Here is a 16193-nt window from a genome sequence, read left to right as displayed (position 1 = left end):
CGCCTCCTTACAGATACCAGCGATATTCGCGCGGGTTGATGTCGTGCATAAAGGCCAGGTGATCCTGGCGTTTGTTCTCGCAATAGACCATGACGAACTCGCTGCCGAGGCCGGCGGCGACCCGCTCGCTGGCCTGCATGCGGCGCACCGCTTCGAGCATGTCCTTGGGAAAGTCCACGCCGCTGGCGCGGTCGTCGTTGAGCGGGGCGATGGGCTCGGCCTGCGCGTCCAGGCCCTGCTCGATGCTGGTCAGGAGCGCCGCCAGCACCAGATAGGGGTTGGCATCGGCGCCGGGCAGACGGAACTCCAGGCGCAGGTTGCGCGCATCCGACTCGGGGATGCGCACGCAGGCGTCGCGATCCTCGAAGCCCCAGCTGGCGCGGCTGGCCGAATTGACCATGGCGCCGAAGCGGCGGTAGCTGTTGTGGTTCGGCGCGTAGATCGGCATCAGCTGCGGCAGCAGCTGCAAGCAGCCGGCCACGGCATGGCGCAACGGGCGCTGCGCGTCGCGCGCCAGCAGGTTGTCGCCGGCCTCGTCGTACAGGCTGACGTGCACGTGCATGCCGCTGCCCGGATGCTGCAGGTAGGGCTTGGCCATGAAACTGGCGCGATGGCCGTATTTCAGCGCCACGCCGCGGGTCAGCCGGCAGAACAGCGCCGACCAGTCGGCGGCCTGCAGCGGGTCGGCGTTGTGGCCGAAGTTGATCTCGAACTGCCCCGGGCCCAGCTCGGCGGTGATCACCGTGGCGTCGATGCCCTGCAGGCGCGCGGTCTCGGTGATGTCGCCGAGCACGCCTGCGAAACGCGAGAGTCGCTCGATATGCATGTTCGGCTGATCGTCGGCATCGCCGCTCAGGTCGTCGCGGGGGAACTGCGGCAGGCCATCCTTGAGCGCCTTGTCGAACAGGTAGAACTCCAGCTCGAAGGCCACCACCGGGCGAATGCCGCGTGCGGCCAGACGCTGCACCACCCGCGCCAGCACCTCGCGCGGTTCGAACTCGATGGGCGCTTCGGTGCCGTCGGAGCTGATCAGCATCTGCCCCAGCGGCTGGCGCTCCCAGTTCACCGGCTTGAGCGTGCCGGGGATCAACCGCCGCGGCGCGTCCGGGTCGCCGTCGTGGAAGCAGTAGTCGCCAATCTCGTAGAGCCCGCCCTGGGCGCCGAGCAGCACGCAGTTCTGCGGCAGCTTGAGGGCGCTGCCGGCGGCGACCTTCTCCAGCATCTCGATGGGGTAGCGCTTGCCGTAGAAATGCCCGGGGATGTCCAGGCAGATCAGGTCGACGAAGCGCACCTCGGGGTGGGCCTGGCGGAACTGGCGAACTTCATCGAGCAGTGCATCGGTAGTCATTGTTGTTGTGTCCACGTCGCAGAATCAGGTGTAAATCCACAGCACCCGCGTCGGGGTGTCGCCCAGGTTGGCGTAGCGCAGGCGCGCATAGCTCGGCACCTGGAAGGCGTCGCCGGCATGCAGGGTGGCGCCACTTTCGTCCTCGCCCAGCCACAGCGTCAGCTGGCCTTCGAGCACGTAACCGCCCTGCTCCGAGCGGTCGCTCATCTGCCGCTCGCCGCTGCTGGCGCCGGGTTCGAGCAGGCTTTCGAGCAGGGTGAAGGCGCCCTGCAGGGTCGGCGAGGCCATGATGTCGGTGATGCCGCCGGCGAAATACAGGGTGCGCCGCTCGTCCGGGCGGGTCACCCAGTCCAGCGCCTTGGGCCTGGGCAGGTTGTAGAAATAGGTGGTGGGCACGTCGAGCGCCTCGCTGATGGCGGTCAGGTCCGCCACGGTCGGCCGCGACAGGCCGCGCTCGACCTGGGAGAGGAAGCCCACCGAACGGCCGATACGTTCGGCCAGCTCGTTCAGGGTGACCTTCTTGTGCTTGCGCAGGTCGTGGATGAGGATGGCCAGGGCGGCCATTTCTTCGTGCTTGTCCATCGCCGCCTCGTAATCAGAAATAGTCACGCAGTCGATACCAGGCCTTGCCGATGGCCTCCAGCGGCGCGGCCAGGCGCTCGCCGAAGGGAAACGCCGGATTGCGCAGCTGCTGGTACAGCGCCAGCTCGTCGGGCTGGCCGAGGATGGCGTCGCTCACCGCCCGCGCCGCCGCCAGGGTCGGCAACACGCCGTGGCCGGAGTAGCCCTGCAGCCAGTAGCGGCCGTTCTCGCCGCCGATATCCGGGGTGCGCGCGCGGGTCACGTCGATATGCCCGCCCCAGGCGAAGTCGATGGCCACGCCGGCCAGCTGCGGGAACACCCGTTCGAGGAACGGCCGGGTGGCCGCCGCCATGTCCTGCGGCAGGCCGCCCAGGTAGGTGCAGCCGCCGCCGAACAGCAGGCGGTGGTCGGGAGTGCGGCGGAAATAATCGAGCACGAACTGGTTGTCGGTGACGCAGGCGTTGCGCGGCAGCAGCGCCGCGGCGCGTTCGGCGCCGAGCGGCGCGGTGGCGATCTGGTAGGTGCCCACCGGCAAGATGCGCCGGGCCAGGCGCGGCTCCAGGCTGTCGATATAACTGTTGCAGGCCAGCACCAGTTGCTCGGCCTGCACACTGCCCTGCGCGGTGCGCACGAGGTAGCCCCCGGCATGCGCCTGCTGGCTCAGCGCACGGCTCTGCTCATGGAGCCGCCCACCGGCGCGGACGAAGGCTTCGGCCAGGCCCAGGGCCAGTTTGAGCGGATTGAGGTGACCGGCCTCGGGATCGAAGAGCCCGGCCTGGTAGCGCTCGCTGGCGACCCACTCCGGCATCTGCTCGCGGGAGACGAACTGCAGCGTGCGATGGCCCCACTTGCGCGCGGCCTCCTCCTGCCATTCGTGCAGCAGCGCCACCCGCCGCGGCAGCACCGCGGTCCACAGGTGGCCGCGGCGGTAGTCGCAGTCGAAGCCGTGGCGCTGCGGCAGCTCGCGCAGCTCGCCGGCGGCCCAGGCCATGCCGTCCCACAGACGGCGGGCGCGTTCGAGACCGAGGGCTCGTTCCAGTGGCGGCATATCGCAGGACCAGCCGAGAATCGCCTGGCCGCCGTTACGCCCGGACGCGGCCCAGGCCACCCGGCTGGCCTCCAGCAGGATCACCCGCTTACCTGCTTCGGCCAGGCGCAGCGCCGTGTGCAGGCCGCTGAAACCGCCGCCGATCACCAGCACCTCGCAGCGCTGCTCGCCCTGCAGCGGCGCATGCTCGCTCAGGCGATCGGCGCAACTGTGGGCGTAATAGCTGTCGACGTGCTGGCTGGCGTGGCGGAACATGGGCGCCTCATGAAATTATCAATTTGTAATTTCATGAAAATCTACGCCGATAAATTCACAAAGGCAAGCCGTGCCTCTGCCGCCCTCGCCCAACACGCCGCGGACACGGCCGACGCCTCAGGCCACCTGTTGCAGTGGCTCCAGCGCGCATTCGAGGCTGGCGATCAGGTCTTCGCCGATGGCCTCGGCCAGCACGCCGCGCAAGATTTCGCCGGCGAGAAAGGCGTCCCGCGCCGCGACCGAACGCCAGCGCCCCTCCACCTGCCAGCCCAGGGCATCGCCGGCCAGCGGGAAAATCCGCAGCTCCAGGCAGCCCGATCCATCGATGCCGACGCCATCGAGCCGGGCCAGGCATTGGCCCAGTTGCGCCGAACGGCGCTGGCGGGCGCGCAAGGTCATACGGTGAACGATGCACATGACAACCTCCTGGAATGCATTCAGTACAGGCCCGCGGCGTTGCGCTGCAGCACGTGGGGCGCGGCGTCGGGCTCGCCGAACGGCGCGCAGTCGCCGGCCCGCGAATCGAGCCAGGCGGTGGCGAGTAGCAGCAGGGTCAGGGGCGCGAGCAGCCATTTGCTGGACATGGCCTGTCCTCCTTGTGGCGAATGGGGCCCAATCACCGATCAGCGGGCGATAGCGCGACTGCCGCTGAATTGGCGCAGTGGCTTGCCTCTGTCGGCGCTGATGGCAGGGCAATCGGCGATGCCTGCAGAGATTAGGTCGGCCGGCGTGCGAGCGTTAGTCGATTACTGGCCAATTCTTGCCTAAAACTGCCAAGACAATTTGACCGAAGATAAATCGACAGGGGTTAACGCCATGGATGAAACACCTTGTTTCATCGGCGATTTGCCCATTCCTGGCGAATATTTGCCTAATCCTGCCACCCCTCATGACTTGCCTGAAAAACCTGGCTAGGCTTCACGCTTCCTCAGGAGATTTGCCATGCAGTCACCCACGCACAGCACCAGCGCGCTCGAGACCCCGCTGGCCGAACTCAGCCATGAACTGGCGCGCCTGGTCGAACGCTTCGTGCCCGAAGACGGGGTGCATGTCACCGCCATTCCCGGCCTGAAACTGGCGCGGGCCACCACGCCCAGCCTGCCGATGCAGACGGTGTACGACCCCTGCCTGTGCATCATCGCGCAGGGCAGCAAGGAGATCCGTCTGGGAGACGAGCTCTATGTCTACGATCCGCTGAACTACCTGGTGGCCTCGGTGGTGCTGCCGGTGACCGGTCGGGTGATCGAGGCCAGCCCGCAGCGGCCCTACCTGAGCCTGGCGTTGGAAATCGATCCGGCGCTGATCAGCAGCCTGCTCACCGAGATGCCGCCTATCGCGCCCCCCGATGCCGCCTCGCAACGCGCACTGTTTCTCGATCGCCTCGACCCGCGCCTGCTGGACGCGGTGATCCGCCTGCTGCGCCTGCTGGAAACCCCGCGCGACATCGCCATGCTGGCGCCGCTGGCGCTGCGCGAGATCTTCTACCGCATGCTGCTCAGCCCGCAGGGCCATCGCCTGCACGAGGTGGTCATCGCCGACAGCCAGAGCCAGCGCATCTCGCGCGCCATCGAATGGTTGCGCAAGAACTTCGATCAGCCGCTGCGCATCGAGGAGCTGGCGCGCGAGGTCAACCTCAGCCCATCGACCCTGCATCACCGCTTCAAGGCGGTCACCGCCTTCAGCCCGCTGCAGTACCAGAAGCAGCTGCGCCTGCAGGAGGCGCGCCGACTGATGCTGTGCGACAACCTGGAGGCGGCGGCGGCCAGCTACCGCGTCGGCTACGAGAGCCCGTCGCAGTTCAGCCGCGAATACAGCCGCCTGTTCGGCTCGCCGCCGCAGCGCGACATCGCCCGCCTGCGCCAGGCGGCGCAGAGCCAGGCGGTGTCCTGATAACCGCGCAGGACCATGCCCCCGTGGGAGGCGCTTCAGCGGCGAGCTTTTCCGCCCTTTCTTAAAGGATGATCGCGGCTAAAGCCCCTCCCACGGCAGGTTCTACAGCCCCATCTGCTTGGCGATGATCTCGTTCATGATCTCGCGCGTGCCACCGCCGATGGAGAGGATGCGGTTGTCGCGGTACAGCCGCTCCACCAGGCTCTCACGCATGTAGCCCATGCCCCCGAGGATCTGCACCGCATCGTAGGTGAGGCGGTCGGCAATATCGGTGGCGAAGTTCTTGGCCATGGAGATTTCCTTGATCACGCTGCGGCCCGCGGCCATCTGCGCCGCCTGGCGGTAGGTGAACTCGCGCGACACCTCCAGCTGGGTGGCCATCTCGGCCAGGCGGTGCTTGAGCACCTGGAACTTGCCCAGCGGCTTGCCGAACGCCTGGCGCTCGCGCGCCCAGCGCAGCGATTCCTCCAGCGCCAGCTGCGCGGTCATGTTGGCCATGATCGCCAGACTCAGACGCTCGCTCTGAAAGTTGGCCATGATGCAGGCGAACCCGGCGTTCTCCGCGCCGATCAGGTTCTCCGCCGGCACCCGGCAGTCGTCGAAGAACAGCTCGGCGGTGTCCGAGGCCCACCAGCCCATCTTCTTCAGCTTGCGCCCGACGGAAAAACCCGGCGTGCCCTGCTCGATCAGCAGCAGGCTGACGCCGCCGAAACCCTCGCCGCCGGTACGCACCGCCACCGTGTAGTAGTCGGCGCGCACGCCGCTGGTGATGAAGGTCTTGCTTCCGCTCACCCGGTAGCAATCGCCGTCGCGCACCGCGCGGGTCTTGAGGTTGGCCACGTCGGAGCCGCCGGACGGCTCGGTCACCGCCAGCGCCATGATCTTCTCGCCGGCCAGCACCTGCGGCACCACCCGCTCGCGCAACGCCGGCCTGGCCCACTTGAGCACCGGCGGCAGGCCGATATCCAGCGAGCCGAGCCCGGCCACCAGACCGCCGGAGCCGCAGCGCATCAGCTCCTCGCTGGCCGCCACCTTGGCGAACACATCGCCCTCGTGGCTGCCGCCATACTGCTCCGGGTAGCCGATACCGAGAATGCCCGCCGCGCCGGCCTTGAGGTACAGCTCACGGGGAAACTCCTCGGCCTCCTCCCAGTCATCGATATGCGGCAGGATCTCGCGTTCGACGAAGCGCCGCACCGAATCGCGGATCAGTTGGTGGGAATCATCGAAGTACGACTGCGGGGCGGCCATGCGGGGTTCTCCCGTTATTGCTTCGGCCACCCTAACCTAGCGCTTGCTTGGTTTTCAAGCGAGCGTTTTATTTCTGCTCGCGCAAGGCCCTTCTGACCCGCGCCTGCATCTCGTAGGCCGGCCCCTCCACGGACTGGAAATCGCGGGTGTAACGCTGGGCGAAGCCATCGCTGCCCCAATCGCGATACTGCTGCACATGCCACAGCTCATGGGCCCAGAGCGCCACGTCGTGCTCGGCGGCCTGGTCGCTGCGAAACACCACCACATCGACCAGGGTCACCGCCTGCACGTCCGGGTTCTGCAACATCAGGGTGGCGGCGTCCATCTCCTCGGTGATGCCCACGCGAAAGCGCACCTCGTCCAGCAACGCGGCGTCGTAGAAAGGTGCGAGCTGCGCGCGGATCATCAGCGGTAGCGGCTCGGTGCCGGCCCGCAGCGCCGCCTGACGCGATTGCAGCAGCCAGGCCTCGAGTCGTGTCGCCGCCAGGTTCAGGCCGTCCTCACGCAGCCGAACCGGATCGGGCACGCACAGGCAGGAGCCACCCAGGCAGACCTGCACCTGCCCGCTCGGACATTGGGCCTGTGCGGCAAGCGGTGCCCCGAGCACCAGCAGCAGGGCGGCGCGGCGCAGGGCGGTGGCGATCGTGGGCATGGCAGAGACGCCAGAGACTACGGCTGATCAGAGGCTGATCGGCCGGCGTCCGGCCAGCGCGTGAGCCAGGGTGCCACCATCGACCAGTTCCAGCTCGCCGCCCAGCGGCATGCCGTGGGCGATGCGCGAGGCGACCAGACCCTTGCCGGCCAGCAACTGGGCGATGTAGTGCGCCGTGGCCTCGCCTTCCACCGTCGGGTTGGTGGCCAGGATCACTTCGCTGAAGCTGCCGGCGGCGATTCGCTCGAGCAGTTCGGGGATGCCGATGGCCTCCGGGCCCAAACCGTCGAGCGGCGACAGATGGCCCTTGAGCACGAAGTAGCGGCCGCGATAGCCGGTGTGCTCCACCGCATGCACGTCCATCGGCCCTTCCACCACGCACAGCAGGCTGTCGTCGCGGCGCTCGTCGAGGCACAGCTGGCACAGCTCGTCCTCGCTCAGGCTGCGGCAGCGCTTGCAGTGGCCGACCCCTTCCATCGCCGCATTCAGCGCCTGAGCCAGGCGCAGGCCGCCGCTGCGGTCGCGTTCGAGCAGCTGCAGGGCCATGCGCTGGGCGGTCTTCTGTCCCACCCCGGGGAGGATGCGCAGGGAGTCGATCAGTTGACGGATCAGGGGGCTGAAGCTCATGGGGTTCCTACAGGTTCGTAGCCCGGATGCAATCCGGGAAAGATGTCACTGGGCATTCCCGGATTGCATCCGGGCTACACACTTGGCGCATTTGATCCAACCGCCGCCACGGGGGCGATCAGACGGTATGCAGTACAAGGCGCGAAAGGCCCCGAGCACCGGAGTTTACGTCTGTAAATGAGGATGCTCGGGGCCTTTCGCAACGCAGTAATGCGTGCCGGCTGGGCGCCACATGCTCAGAAAGGCATTTTGAAGCCGGGGGGCAGCTGCATGCCTGCGGTCATGCCGGCCATCTTCTCCTGGCTGTTCTGCTCGACCTTGCGCACCGCGTCGTTGACCGCGGCGGCGATCAGGTCTTCGAGCACTTCCTTGTCTTCCTGCATCAGGCTGTCGTCCAGGGTGATGCGCTTGACGTCGTGGCGACCGGTCATCACCACGCTGACCAGGCCGGCGCCGGACTGGCCGGTGACTTCGGCGTTGGCCAGTTCTTCCTGCATCTTCTGCATCTTTTCCTGCATCTGCTGGGCCTGCTTCATCAGGCCGGCCATGCCACCTTTCATCATCTCGGTATCCTCGGTGTTCGGGGGTTAACTGGGGGTATCGATGGGCTCGATGCTGCCGTCGCGCACCTTGGCGGCGAACTGCTGGATCATCTGTTGCACCAGCGGGTCGGCCTGGATCGACGCCTCGGCGCTGCGCTGACGCTCGGCGCGGCGACGCGCGGCGGCCTGCGCCGGGGTTTCCTGCTCGGGCTTGCGCAGCTCGATGCGCAATTTGATGCTGCGCCCCTGCTGCTGGTTCAGCGCGTCATTGAGGCGGCGCTGCTGGGTCGGGTTGAACAGCGCGCTGTGCGCCGGATCCAGGTGCAGCAGCCAATCGTCACCGTTGGCCTCGATCAGCGTGCAGTTGGCGGCGATGCTGCCGGTCATGCCGCCCAGGCCGAGCTGCGGGAACAGTGCCAGCCACTCGGCAGCCAGGCCGGTAGCCGGCTTGGCTGCGGGCAGGGGTTCGGCGGCGGCCGGCGCCGCGACCTCGGTCTGGCCGAAATCGTAATCCAGCGTCTCGGCGTCCATCTCCACATAGTCGTAATCGCCGAGCGGCGGCTCGTCCTCGTCGCCCTCCGCTGCGCCTGCCGCGGGCGGCTCGGCCGGGGCAGGCGGAGTTGCCGCTGGCGCTGCCTCGACCAGCGCTTCGGCGGCCACGACGGCCGCCACTGGCTCGACCAGGGGCGCAGAGGGCATAGGTTCGCTGGCCGGTGCAGCAAGCGCCGGCGCTTCCCAGGGCAGGTCGCTTGCCGCGGCAGCTGGCTCGGGCTCGGGCTCGGGCTCGGCGGGCAGCGTGGCGCCGATTGCTGGGCTAGGCGGCTGAATCGGCTCGGGCTCGGCAACAGGCAGCGGCGCTGCTACCGGCGGGGCCGCGATCACCGGTACCGGCGCGATGGGCGCCGGCGCGCTGACAACGGCTGCGGCAGGCGCGGCGGCAATGACGGCAGCCGGCGCCGCCATAGCGGGGCCGGCCACTGGGCTTGGTTGGGAATCAGCAGTGGCCTGGCTGATCCCCAAGGGCTTTAGCGTCACCCTCGGTGCGTCGTCGGCATCGGCCGGACGGAAGGCCAGCATGCGCAACAGCACCATCTCGAAGCCGCCGCGTGGATCCGGCGCCAACGGCAGGTCGCGACGGCCGATCAGGCCCATCTGGTAATAGAACTGCACGTCTTCGGCGGGCAGCGCCTGGGCCAGCTGCAACACCCGCTCGCGGTCGCCCTGGCCGTTGTCCACTGCCTCCGGCAGGGCCTGGGCGATGGCCACGCGGTGCAACACGTTGAGCATCTCGGCCAGCACGCCGTTCCAGTCGGGGCCCTGTTCGGCCAGGTGACGCACCGCCTCGATCACGCCCCGCGCATCGCCCTCGATCAGCGCATGCAGCACGCCGTAGACCTGGCCGTGATCCAGGGTACCGAGCATGGCGCGCACGTCGGCGGCCAGCACCTTGCCCTCGCCGAAGGCGATGGCCTGGTCGGTCAGGCTCATGGCGTCGCGCATCGAGCCGTCGGCGGCGCGGCCGAGCAGCCACAGCGCGTCGTCCTCGAACGGCACGTTCTCGGCAGTCAGTACGTGAGTCAGATGCTCGACCACCCGCTCCGGCGGCATGTTCTTCAGCGAGAACTGCAGGCAGCGCGACAGCACGGTGACCGGCAGCTTCTGCGGGTCGGTGGTGGCGAGGAGGAATTTGACGTGGGGCGGCGGCTCCTCCAGGGTCTTCAACAGGGCGTTGAACGAGCTGGTGGAGAGCATGTGCACTTCGTCGATCAGGTAGACCTTGAAGCGCCCGCGGCTCGGCGAATACTGCACGTTGTCGAGCAGTTCGCGGGTGTCCTCGACCTTGGTCCGGCTGGCGGCGTCCACTTCGATCAGGTCGACGAAGCGCCCCTCGTCGATCTCCCGGCACACCGAGCAGGTGCCGCAGGGCGTCGAGCTGATGCCGGTCTCGCAGTTCAGGCACTTGGCGATGATCCGCGCGATGGTGGTCTTGCCCACCCCGCGGGTGCCGGTGAACAGGTAGGCGTGGTGCAGGCGCTGGCTGTCCAGGGCGTTGATCAGGGCCTTGAGCACATGGGTCTGGCCGACCATTTCGCGGAACGAGCGCGGACGCCATTTACGTGCAAGAACCTGATAACTCATGGAAAACCGTCGTATGAGGAAAGCAAAGTGGGCTAATCCTAGCGGAGCGACCGGCAAATTGCATCCGCCGCCCGCGCCCGCCCTCTGGCGCGCGGTACGGAGGAAAAATGTCGCTGGCTAATTCTTGACCAAGCCGTTACCATACGCCGCGTTCGTACCACGCTGTAAGTCATTCGGGCCTCGCGCCCTCTCGCTGGTTTCCCGGTTCAACGCGTAGCACGCCGCTGCTGCCGCCCTCCCCGATCCCACCTGCTGACTGATCAGGCCGACTCGCCACCTGGCGCAGTGCTTTGCCTGCCTCCGACGTACCGACCCGTTGAAGAACCGTAACATCGGAACTTTATCGTGCTAATCAAGCTCCGAGCAGGTTCATGCCAATGGCCGTAGCAGGCCGACCTCATGGAGCAATATTCCGCGCACTGACGCGCAGCTGTTTTTAGGAAGTACCCAGAAAAATGAATACTCAACATCAGATTCAGGATGCCATTGGCACCCTAACCCGCGCCTTCGCGCCCTTCGACTGCCGCATCCAGGCCACTCGCAAGGGCAGCTTCAGCTTCACCCTGGTCAACCAGGCCGGCATCGCCCAGTACAGCCAGCGGCTGTACCCCGGTCAGTACAGCGGTGAATCGCTGCAGCGCGTGATCGAGCGCACCAAACAGTCGCTGACCGCCTGAACTTACCCAGGTTCCGCGGGTCACAAAGTGTCACCCTCAGGATGGAGTAAGGTCATGGAACTCACCAACCAGCAACTCGTCGAGCGTCTGTTCAGCCCGCTGCGCGCCAGTTTCAGCCCGCCGCGCCCGGATGGCAGCATCGTCCTCGCCCTGCTCGACGAGAGCGACAGCACGGTCTACAGCCGCGTGCTCGGCAAACCCCAGCTCGAAGACCGCGACGCCTTCGCCCAGGGCCTGGAGGAAATCCGCCTGGAACTGGCGGTGCGCGCCGGCAATATCCCCGCCGACCTGCGCAAGACTCTCAAGGAACAGGACAGCGTGCTCAGCTATCGCCTGGCCTGAGCCTCGCAGACCGCAAAGCCCGCGCCCGTCGCGGGCTTTTTATGGCCTGCCATCCATGGCGGCCACCCTACGGGCCGTCGCTACGCGACGTTAAAAATTTCTCCCGGAAACTTTTTCTTGGGCGCAGGAAAACGCCGCCACTGGCAGATGCTGATAAAGAGAAGGAATTGCGGAGAATCGGCGGACGCCGGAGAAACTGGAGGTGGACCCCACCAGCCACACCCCGGCACTCGATGTCACCGCTGCGGCTGCTCCCTTCCGGGCCTTGGCCAGGGTGGCATGCAAGCATGCTCGCAGTTTGCTGGAAGCCGCACTGCGTCTGGGCTGATCGGGGTTTGATAGGGGTACACTCAGGTTCATTTCGGGCGAACGAGCACGCCTGAAGCACGGCCAAAAATCTGGGGTGTGGCTAGCACTGTACAACTTAGCTGTACCACACAGGTGTACAACATGGCCTTCATCACCCGTCGCGGAGCCGTCTATTACCTGAATCTCCGGCTTCCGAAACATCTCTACCCGAGGTGTCACACATTGCGCTTGAGCCTGGGCATTCGGGACCGCAGAACTGCCCTCTTTCTCGCCAGCACACTCGCAGAACGAGTCCATCAGCACATAGTCGCCCAGCCGCTCACAGAGCCCCGTAGACTGCGCTTCCTGTGTGCGGAATGGCGAGACAGCGCCCCTATACCGGCAGCCATCCAAACACCCGCCAGAGCCCGTAGAAGCAGCACGGAAAGCACCTGCTCTGAAGGCACTACTTTGGGTAGCCTGTCGAAGCTGTACATAGATGAGGGGAAGCGGAGCGGTGCCTGGCGAACAGTCAACACACTGGACGTGGAGCGAGCCCTGCGGGACTTCTTTGATCTGATGGGCGACATGCCCGTCTCAGCTTTTGATGTGGAGCAGGCCCGCACCCTGAAGGAGCGTTTGGCTCGCTGCCCGCAGTACTTTGCCCAGCGTCCGGAGTTCAAAGGAAAGACTCTGCGGCAGGTGATCGACTCGCCCACGAACTACAAGACCATCACTGCTGTCACGATCAACAATCGCCTTCGCAAGCTGACGTCCTTCTTCCACTGGTGCAAGAAAAACGGCTACATCGAACAAAATCCCCTAACAGGGATGAAAGTCATGACTGGCTCAGCAAAGGACGCCCGCCTGTCATTTGACCCTTGCGACCTAAAGGCCTTGCTCAACCTAGAATCACTGAGCAACGAGGCCCGCAAGCACCCGTGGCGGTACTGGCTCCCCCTCCTCGCCCGCTTCACTGGCGCTCGACTGGAAGAGCTGTGTCAGTTGCACGTCGATGACATCACCACCACCCAAGGCATCCCGTGCATCCGAATCGACGACAGCCGTAAAGGCCAGAAGCTCAAGAACCAGAGCAGCCGCCGAATTCTGCCAATACACCATCAGCTACTGAGTCTTGGATTGCTGGAGCACGTAGAAACCGTTAGAGCTGCCGGTCACTACCGCCTCTTCCCCGATCTGGAAGCGACCCGCGACAAGCTTGGTCATGCCCCATCGAAGTGGTTCAGCCGCTACAAGACGAAGCTGGGCATCGATGACCCCAGAAAGACCTTCCATAGCTTCCGGCACACCTTCATCGACGACCTACGAGAGGCTGGCGTACAGGACTCGCTGATTAAGCGGATGGCTGGGCATGAAGACAACACTGTGACTTTCGGTGTCTACGGCAGTCGCTTACAACTCACTGCCATGTCACAGGCTATGCGGGGCCTACCTTCAGATCACGCAATTCAGAAAATGCAAGACATTATTGACAAACGGTAGGCATTTAGATATAGTGGGCGCCTGTTCCGACGAACAGAAGATCAGCACGAAAAGCCTCCACGCGACCACCGTGAAATTCCATCCGGTGCCTTGCAAGGGGGCTTTTTATTGCCTGCGATTTACCAACCGAACCACGGCATCACCGAGAGGACTTGCCTATGACCTGAACTTGAAGAAGGAGAACCATATGGAAAACCGCGTTATCCCCTCATGCAATACACCCAGCAACACCCCCCACATTACTGGGCCCAGCCTTGCGGCCATCCACGCTGCAATCATTGAGAAGCGAGCCGATGTAGTTGGTGGCTTCATCGTTGACATCAAAACTGGCGAGATCATCGGTGAGTACATTCAGAGCCCGACTCCCCTCACGCCATTTCATCCAAGCTTTCACAGGGCGCCTGACGAAGTCTTGAGCGTCGATGAATGGGCGGACTACCTGAAACAGCACGTTGACCGTCGCAAGCTCCCTACCCACACCACGCATGCGCTGTACGCTGCACAGGACATGGCGCTGGGTATGCGCTTCCGAAAGGGTGGAAACTCTCAAATCAGCAAGCCGATGCTGGCTCTGCTGCTCCAACTCCACGAGCTTGTACTGTATCGCAATGTGATTGTTATGCCGCAGGCAGACCTGTCGGAGCGTCTTGGGGTGGCCGAATCGAACCTACTTACTAAACTGGCCAAGCTTGTGGACGCAGGGTTACTCAAGGTATTCACCTCGCGCAGTGGTGCGATGCGAAAGGGCGAGGTCAAGCTCCTACTCAATCCGTGGTTAGTGTTCCGTGGCTCAGACCCACTTCGGGATGCTGCAGTTGATACTTGGTATCGCCATACAATGCGACAGGACAGCCAAGCAAGGGGGCATGATTGCACCGCACGGAATGCAGCATAAGCTTTCGTAGGTTTATCAAAAAATCTAGGGAAAAATCGGACTGTAGCCCCCTAAATTCAAGGGGGTTGCAAAATTCCTCATTATAAGAGAGTGAAGCTCGACGTGCAATGCACGGGGAAGAGAACTCTCGCACGGGTAGAGCGAAAGCTCTGAACGTAACTGCTCTTCGGGGGTAAGCTCCGCTTACAGTGTTACTCTCAGAATATAATATTATGGCATACAAAAAAAACACAGTACACCCAATCAAAAAGATTACCACTAACGTAATGAGATACTCTGTACCAGAGGTCAACCTCTGACGGGAGTTACACCTGATGCGTAGCATCGGAAGGTTTTACACAAAAGAATTTAGGGGAGATGATTATCATCATTTCTTTCTCCCCTTACTATGATAACTAGATAAATTCAAGCAAGTGTCAGTCTCAAGCTTGCGCTTGCAATATTGCACTACTGAATGCTCCCGCATTGATTTATTTCAACACATCAGCGACAGCTGATAGCTTTACACTCAACAGTGTTGTTAGGGGAATAATAAATTAATAATTTATTCCCTTTCTCCATCCATAGTAACTGGATCAACTCAAAGCTGACGCTTGTAGAGTGGGCAAGCTCCGAACTTCGTTCGACCTATCAGAATAGTTCTAATTCGTAGTGCGTGATGGGTATAAAAATACTTTGCTCCCTACTCTTAGCTTTTGATCTTCGATCTTTAGTGTGATGGCTCAAATGCGTAGCATTGGGAGTGGTATCCGCACCAATGGTCAACCATTGGTATATATACACTTACAGATTGAAGAATATTGTTTGTGTTCATGTATCTGCTCTTGATCCTACCGTGTAATCAACACACAGCGTGAGCTGTGAGAATTCCTCTCCCTCCAAGGGTGCGTGTAAATAATCATTATTAATTAGCCATAATCCATTGTTAAATGTATGGCTTTCATACAGCTTCTAATATGTAACACGTCTGTAGCCCGCATTATACCTGGGTCATTTACACAGATGCTAAGCAGAACGGTTCTTCACAGCCATAAATGAATTTTCTTGAAAATACGCACACACAAATACCTCTGATTCACACACGAGCGCCATATTCAACACACTCCAGACGAACGATGTATGTAACATTGAGAATCCCCAGGCTAAGAAAATCAGCTCTACGTCAATAGCGATTTGGAGATGCTGCCTAAGCCCTGCCGTAGTCAATTGAGTACACCCTCAAGCTCACAGCTCAGTGAATACACGCACCTTGATAGAGCCGTATTCATTAGGATTGCATTCGTGTAATGCATACAGTAGAGTTCGAGTCTCTAGAGGCTAATGAATACGAAGGGGTGTGAGATGGCACAGGTTGGATACGTTCGCGTTAGCTCGGTTGACCAGAACACAGAACGTCAGCTTGACGGCATCACCCTGGACAAGACATTCACTGACAAGGCATCTGGCAAGGACACACATCGTCCTCAGCTCCAAGCCCTGCTTGAGTACGTGCGAGAAGGTGACACCATCCATGTGCACAGTATCGACCGCCTAGCCCGCTCCCTAGCCGACCTCCTCAAGCTGGTGGAAGACCTGAATACCAAAGGTGTACACGTCCGCTTCCACAAAGAAAATCTTGAGTTCACTGGGGAGAACAGCCCCATGCAGAAACTCATGCTGAGTATGATGGGGAGCTTTGCCGAGTTTGAACGTTCGATGATTCGTGAACGTCAGCGGGAAGGAATTACCAAGGCGAAGGAGAATGGCGTGTACAAGGGGCGTGCCAAGTCAGTTGACGACGATGCAATCCGCACCCTTGTAGTTAGTGGTGTGTCATTCCGTAAAGCTGCTGAACAGCTTGGAGTGAGCTTGTCTAGTGTGCAACGAGCAATGAAAGCATAATAGCCTCTACAGACCCCTAGGAGCTCCGTCAAGGGGCTTCTCTCGTTTCTGGCTACATAGGGTAGTGCATCTTTCAAGCGTTGCACCAGCAGCCGCCTAGACACCATAGCGGCATAACTTATTTTGAAAAAGCCCAGCTCCAGACTACCCCCTGTCTTGCACGGTTAAGCACTTCTCGCTTTAAGTCAGCGCTCCAGGGGAAGCCCCTAGATTATTTTCCAACCAGCTCCATAGACCCCCCACCCTATGCAAGATCATTTTTCGGCGGGAAAT

At 62.6% G+C, this 16193-nt stretch carries 16 protein-coding genes; 6 read left to right on the top strand and 10 right to left on the bottom strand.

Translation table 11 applies throughout. The annotated features are described in order from the left end of the window. Positions 1-7 precede the first annotated feature (7 nt). The 5 genes from AC1G9C_RS09670 to AC1G9C_RS09650 all read right to left on the bottom strand — a co-directional run bounded on the left by AC1G9C_RS09670 (position 8) and on the right by AC1G9C_RS09650 (position 3817). The gene (locus tag AC1G9C_RS09670) at positions 8-1348 is read right to left on the bottom strand and encodes a glutamine synthetase family protein (RefSeq protein ID WP_480410039.1); all 1341 of its coding nucleotides are present in this window, start codon (positions 1346-1348) and stop codon (positions 8-10) included. Between the two features lie 24 nt (positions 1349-1372). After that, complete coding sequence (locus tag AC1G9C_RS09665) at positions 1373-1930, bottom strand: helix-turn-helix domain-containing protein (RefSeq protein ID WP_021442704.1); 558 nt, start codon at positions 1928-1930, stop codon at positions 1373-1375. A 13-nt stretch (positions 1931-1943) separates the two neighbouring features. Continuing rightward, positions 1944-3233, bottom strand: a complete 1290-nt coding sequence (locus AC1G9C_RS09660) for an NAD(P)/FAD-dependent oxidoreductase (protein ID WP_122108357.1) — start codon at positions 3231-3233, stop codon at positions 1944-1946. 117 nt (positions 3234-3350) lie between these two features. Then, entirely contained in the window at positions 3351-3650 is a 300-nt protein-coding gene (locus AC1G9C_RS09655; RefSeq protein WP_480410038.1) for an antibiotic biosynthesis monooxygenase, read from the bottom strand. Between the two features lie 20 nt (positions 3651-3670). Then, positions 3671-3817, bottom strand: a complete 147-nt coding sequence (locus tag AC1G9C_RS09650) for a hypothetical protein (RefSeq protein WP_178082549.1) — start codon at positions 3815-3817, stop codon at positions 3671-3673. Positions 3818-4175: 358 nt separating this feature from the next. Between AC1G9C_RS09650 and AC1G9C_RS09645 the strand changes: the two genes are divergently transcribed. Beyond that, complete coding sequence (locus tag AC1G9C_RS09645; protein ID WP_397497325.1) at positions 4176-5123, top strand: AraC family transcriptional regulator; 948 nt, start codon at positions 4176-4178, stop codon at positions 5121-5123. Positions 5124-5225: 102 nt separating this feature from the next. On the opposite strand, the gene AC1G9C_RS09640 is transcribed toward AC1G9C_RS09645, so the two are convergent. The 5 genes from AC1G9C_RS09640 to dnaX form a co-directional block, all read right to left on the bottom strand. Further along, a complete protein-coding gene (locus AC1G9C_RS09640) occupies positions 5226-6374 on the bottom strand; it encodes an acyl-CoA dehydrogenase family protein (protein ID WP_122108359.1) in 1149 nt (382 codons plus the stop codon). A 67-nt stretch (positions 6375-6441) separates the two neighbouring features. Further along, entirely contained in the window at positions 6442-7026 is a 585-nt protein-coding gene (locus tag AC1G9C_RS09635; protein ID WP_480410037.1) for an eCIS core domain-containing protein, read from the bottom strand. Positions 7027-7053: 27 nt separating this feature from the next. Then, the gene (recR, locus tag AC1G9C_RS09630; RefSeq protein WP_021442697.1) at positions 7054-7653 is read right to left on the bottom strand and encodes a recombination mediator RecR; all 600 of its coding nucleotides are present in this window, start codon (positions 7651-7653) and stop codon (positions 7054-7056) included. A gap of 236 nt (positions 7654-7889) precedes the next feature. After that, on the bottom strand, positions 7890-8216 hold the full coding sequence (locus AC1G9C_RS09625) for a YbaB/EbfC family nucleoid-associated protein (protein ID WP_003240957.1): 327 nt from the start codon (positions 8214-8216) through the stop codon (positions 7890-7892). Positions 8217-8240: 24 nt separating this feature from the next. Further along, the gene (gene dnaX / locus AC1G9C_RS09620; RefSeq protein WP_480410036.1) at positions 8241-10334 is read right to left on the bottom strand and encodes a DNA polymerase III subunit gamma/tau; all 2094 of its coding nucleotides are present in this window, start codon (positions 10332-10334) and stop codon (positions 8241-8243) included. Between the two features lie 455 nt (positions 10335-10789). Here dnaX and AC1G9C_RS09615 point away from each other — a divergent pair, with 455 nt between their 5' ends. From AC1G9C_RS09615 to AC1G9C_RS09595, 5 genes are all read left to right on the top strand, one after another. Beyond that, entirely contained in the window at positions 10790-11011 is a 222-nt protein-coding gene (locus AC1G9C_RS09615) for a hypothetical protein (RefSeq protein ID WP_021443250.1), read from the top strand. A gap of 54 nt (positions 11012-11065) precedes the next feature. Continuing rightward, positions 11066-11353: a DUF3509 domain-containing protein gene (locus tag AC1G9C_RS09610; RefSeq protein ID WP_021443251.1), complete on the top strand. Its 288-nt coding sequence runs from the start codon at positions 11066-11068 to the stop codon at positions 11351-11353. A 450-nt stretch (positions 11354-11803) separates the two neighbouring features. Then, on the top strand, positions 11804-13144 hold the full coding sequence (locus tag AC1G9C_RS09605; RefSeq protein WP_397497329.1) for a tyrosine-type recombinase/integrase: 1341 nt from the start codon (positions 11804-11806) through the stop codon (positions 13142-13144). A 187-nt stretch (positions 13145-13331) separates the two neighbouring features. Further along, the gene (locus AC1G9C_RS09600; protein ID WP_397497330.1) at positions 13332-14039 is read left to right on the top strand and encodes a hypothetical protein; all 708 of its coding nucleotides are present in this window, start codon (positions 13332-13334) and stop codon (positions 14037-14039) included. 1341 nt (positions 14040-15380) lie between these two features. After that, a complete protein-coding gene (locus AC1G9C_RS09595) occupies positions 15381-15920 on the top strand; it encodes a recombinase family protein (RefSeq protein ID WP_480410035.1) in 540 nt (179 codons plus the stop codon). Positions 15921-16193 lie beyond the last annotated feature (273 nt).

Source organism: Pseudomonas sp. ABa2 (assembly GCF_056676075.1).
This window is presented reverse-complemented; position numbering and strand designations above follow the sequence as displayed.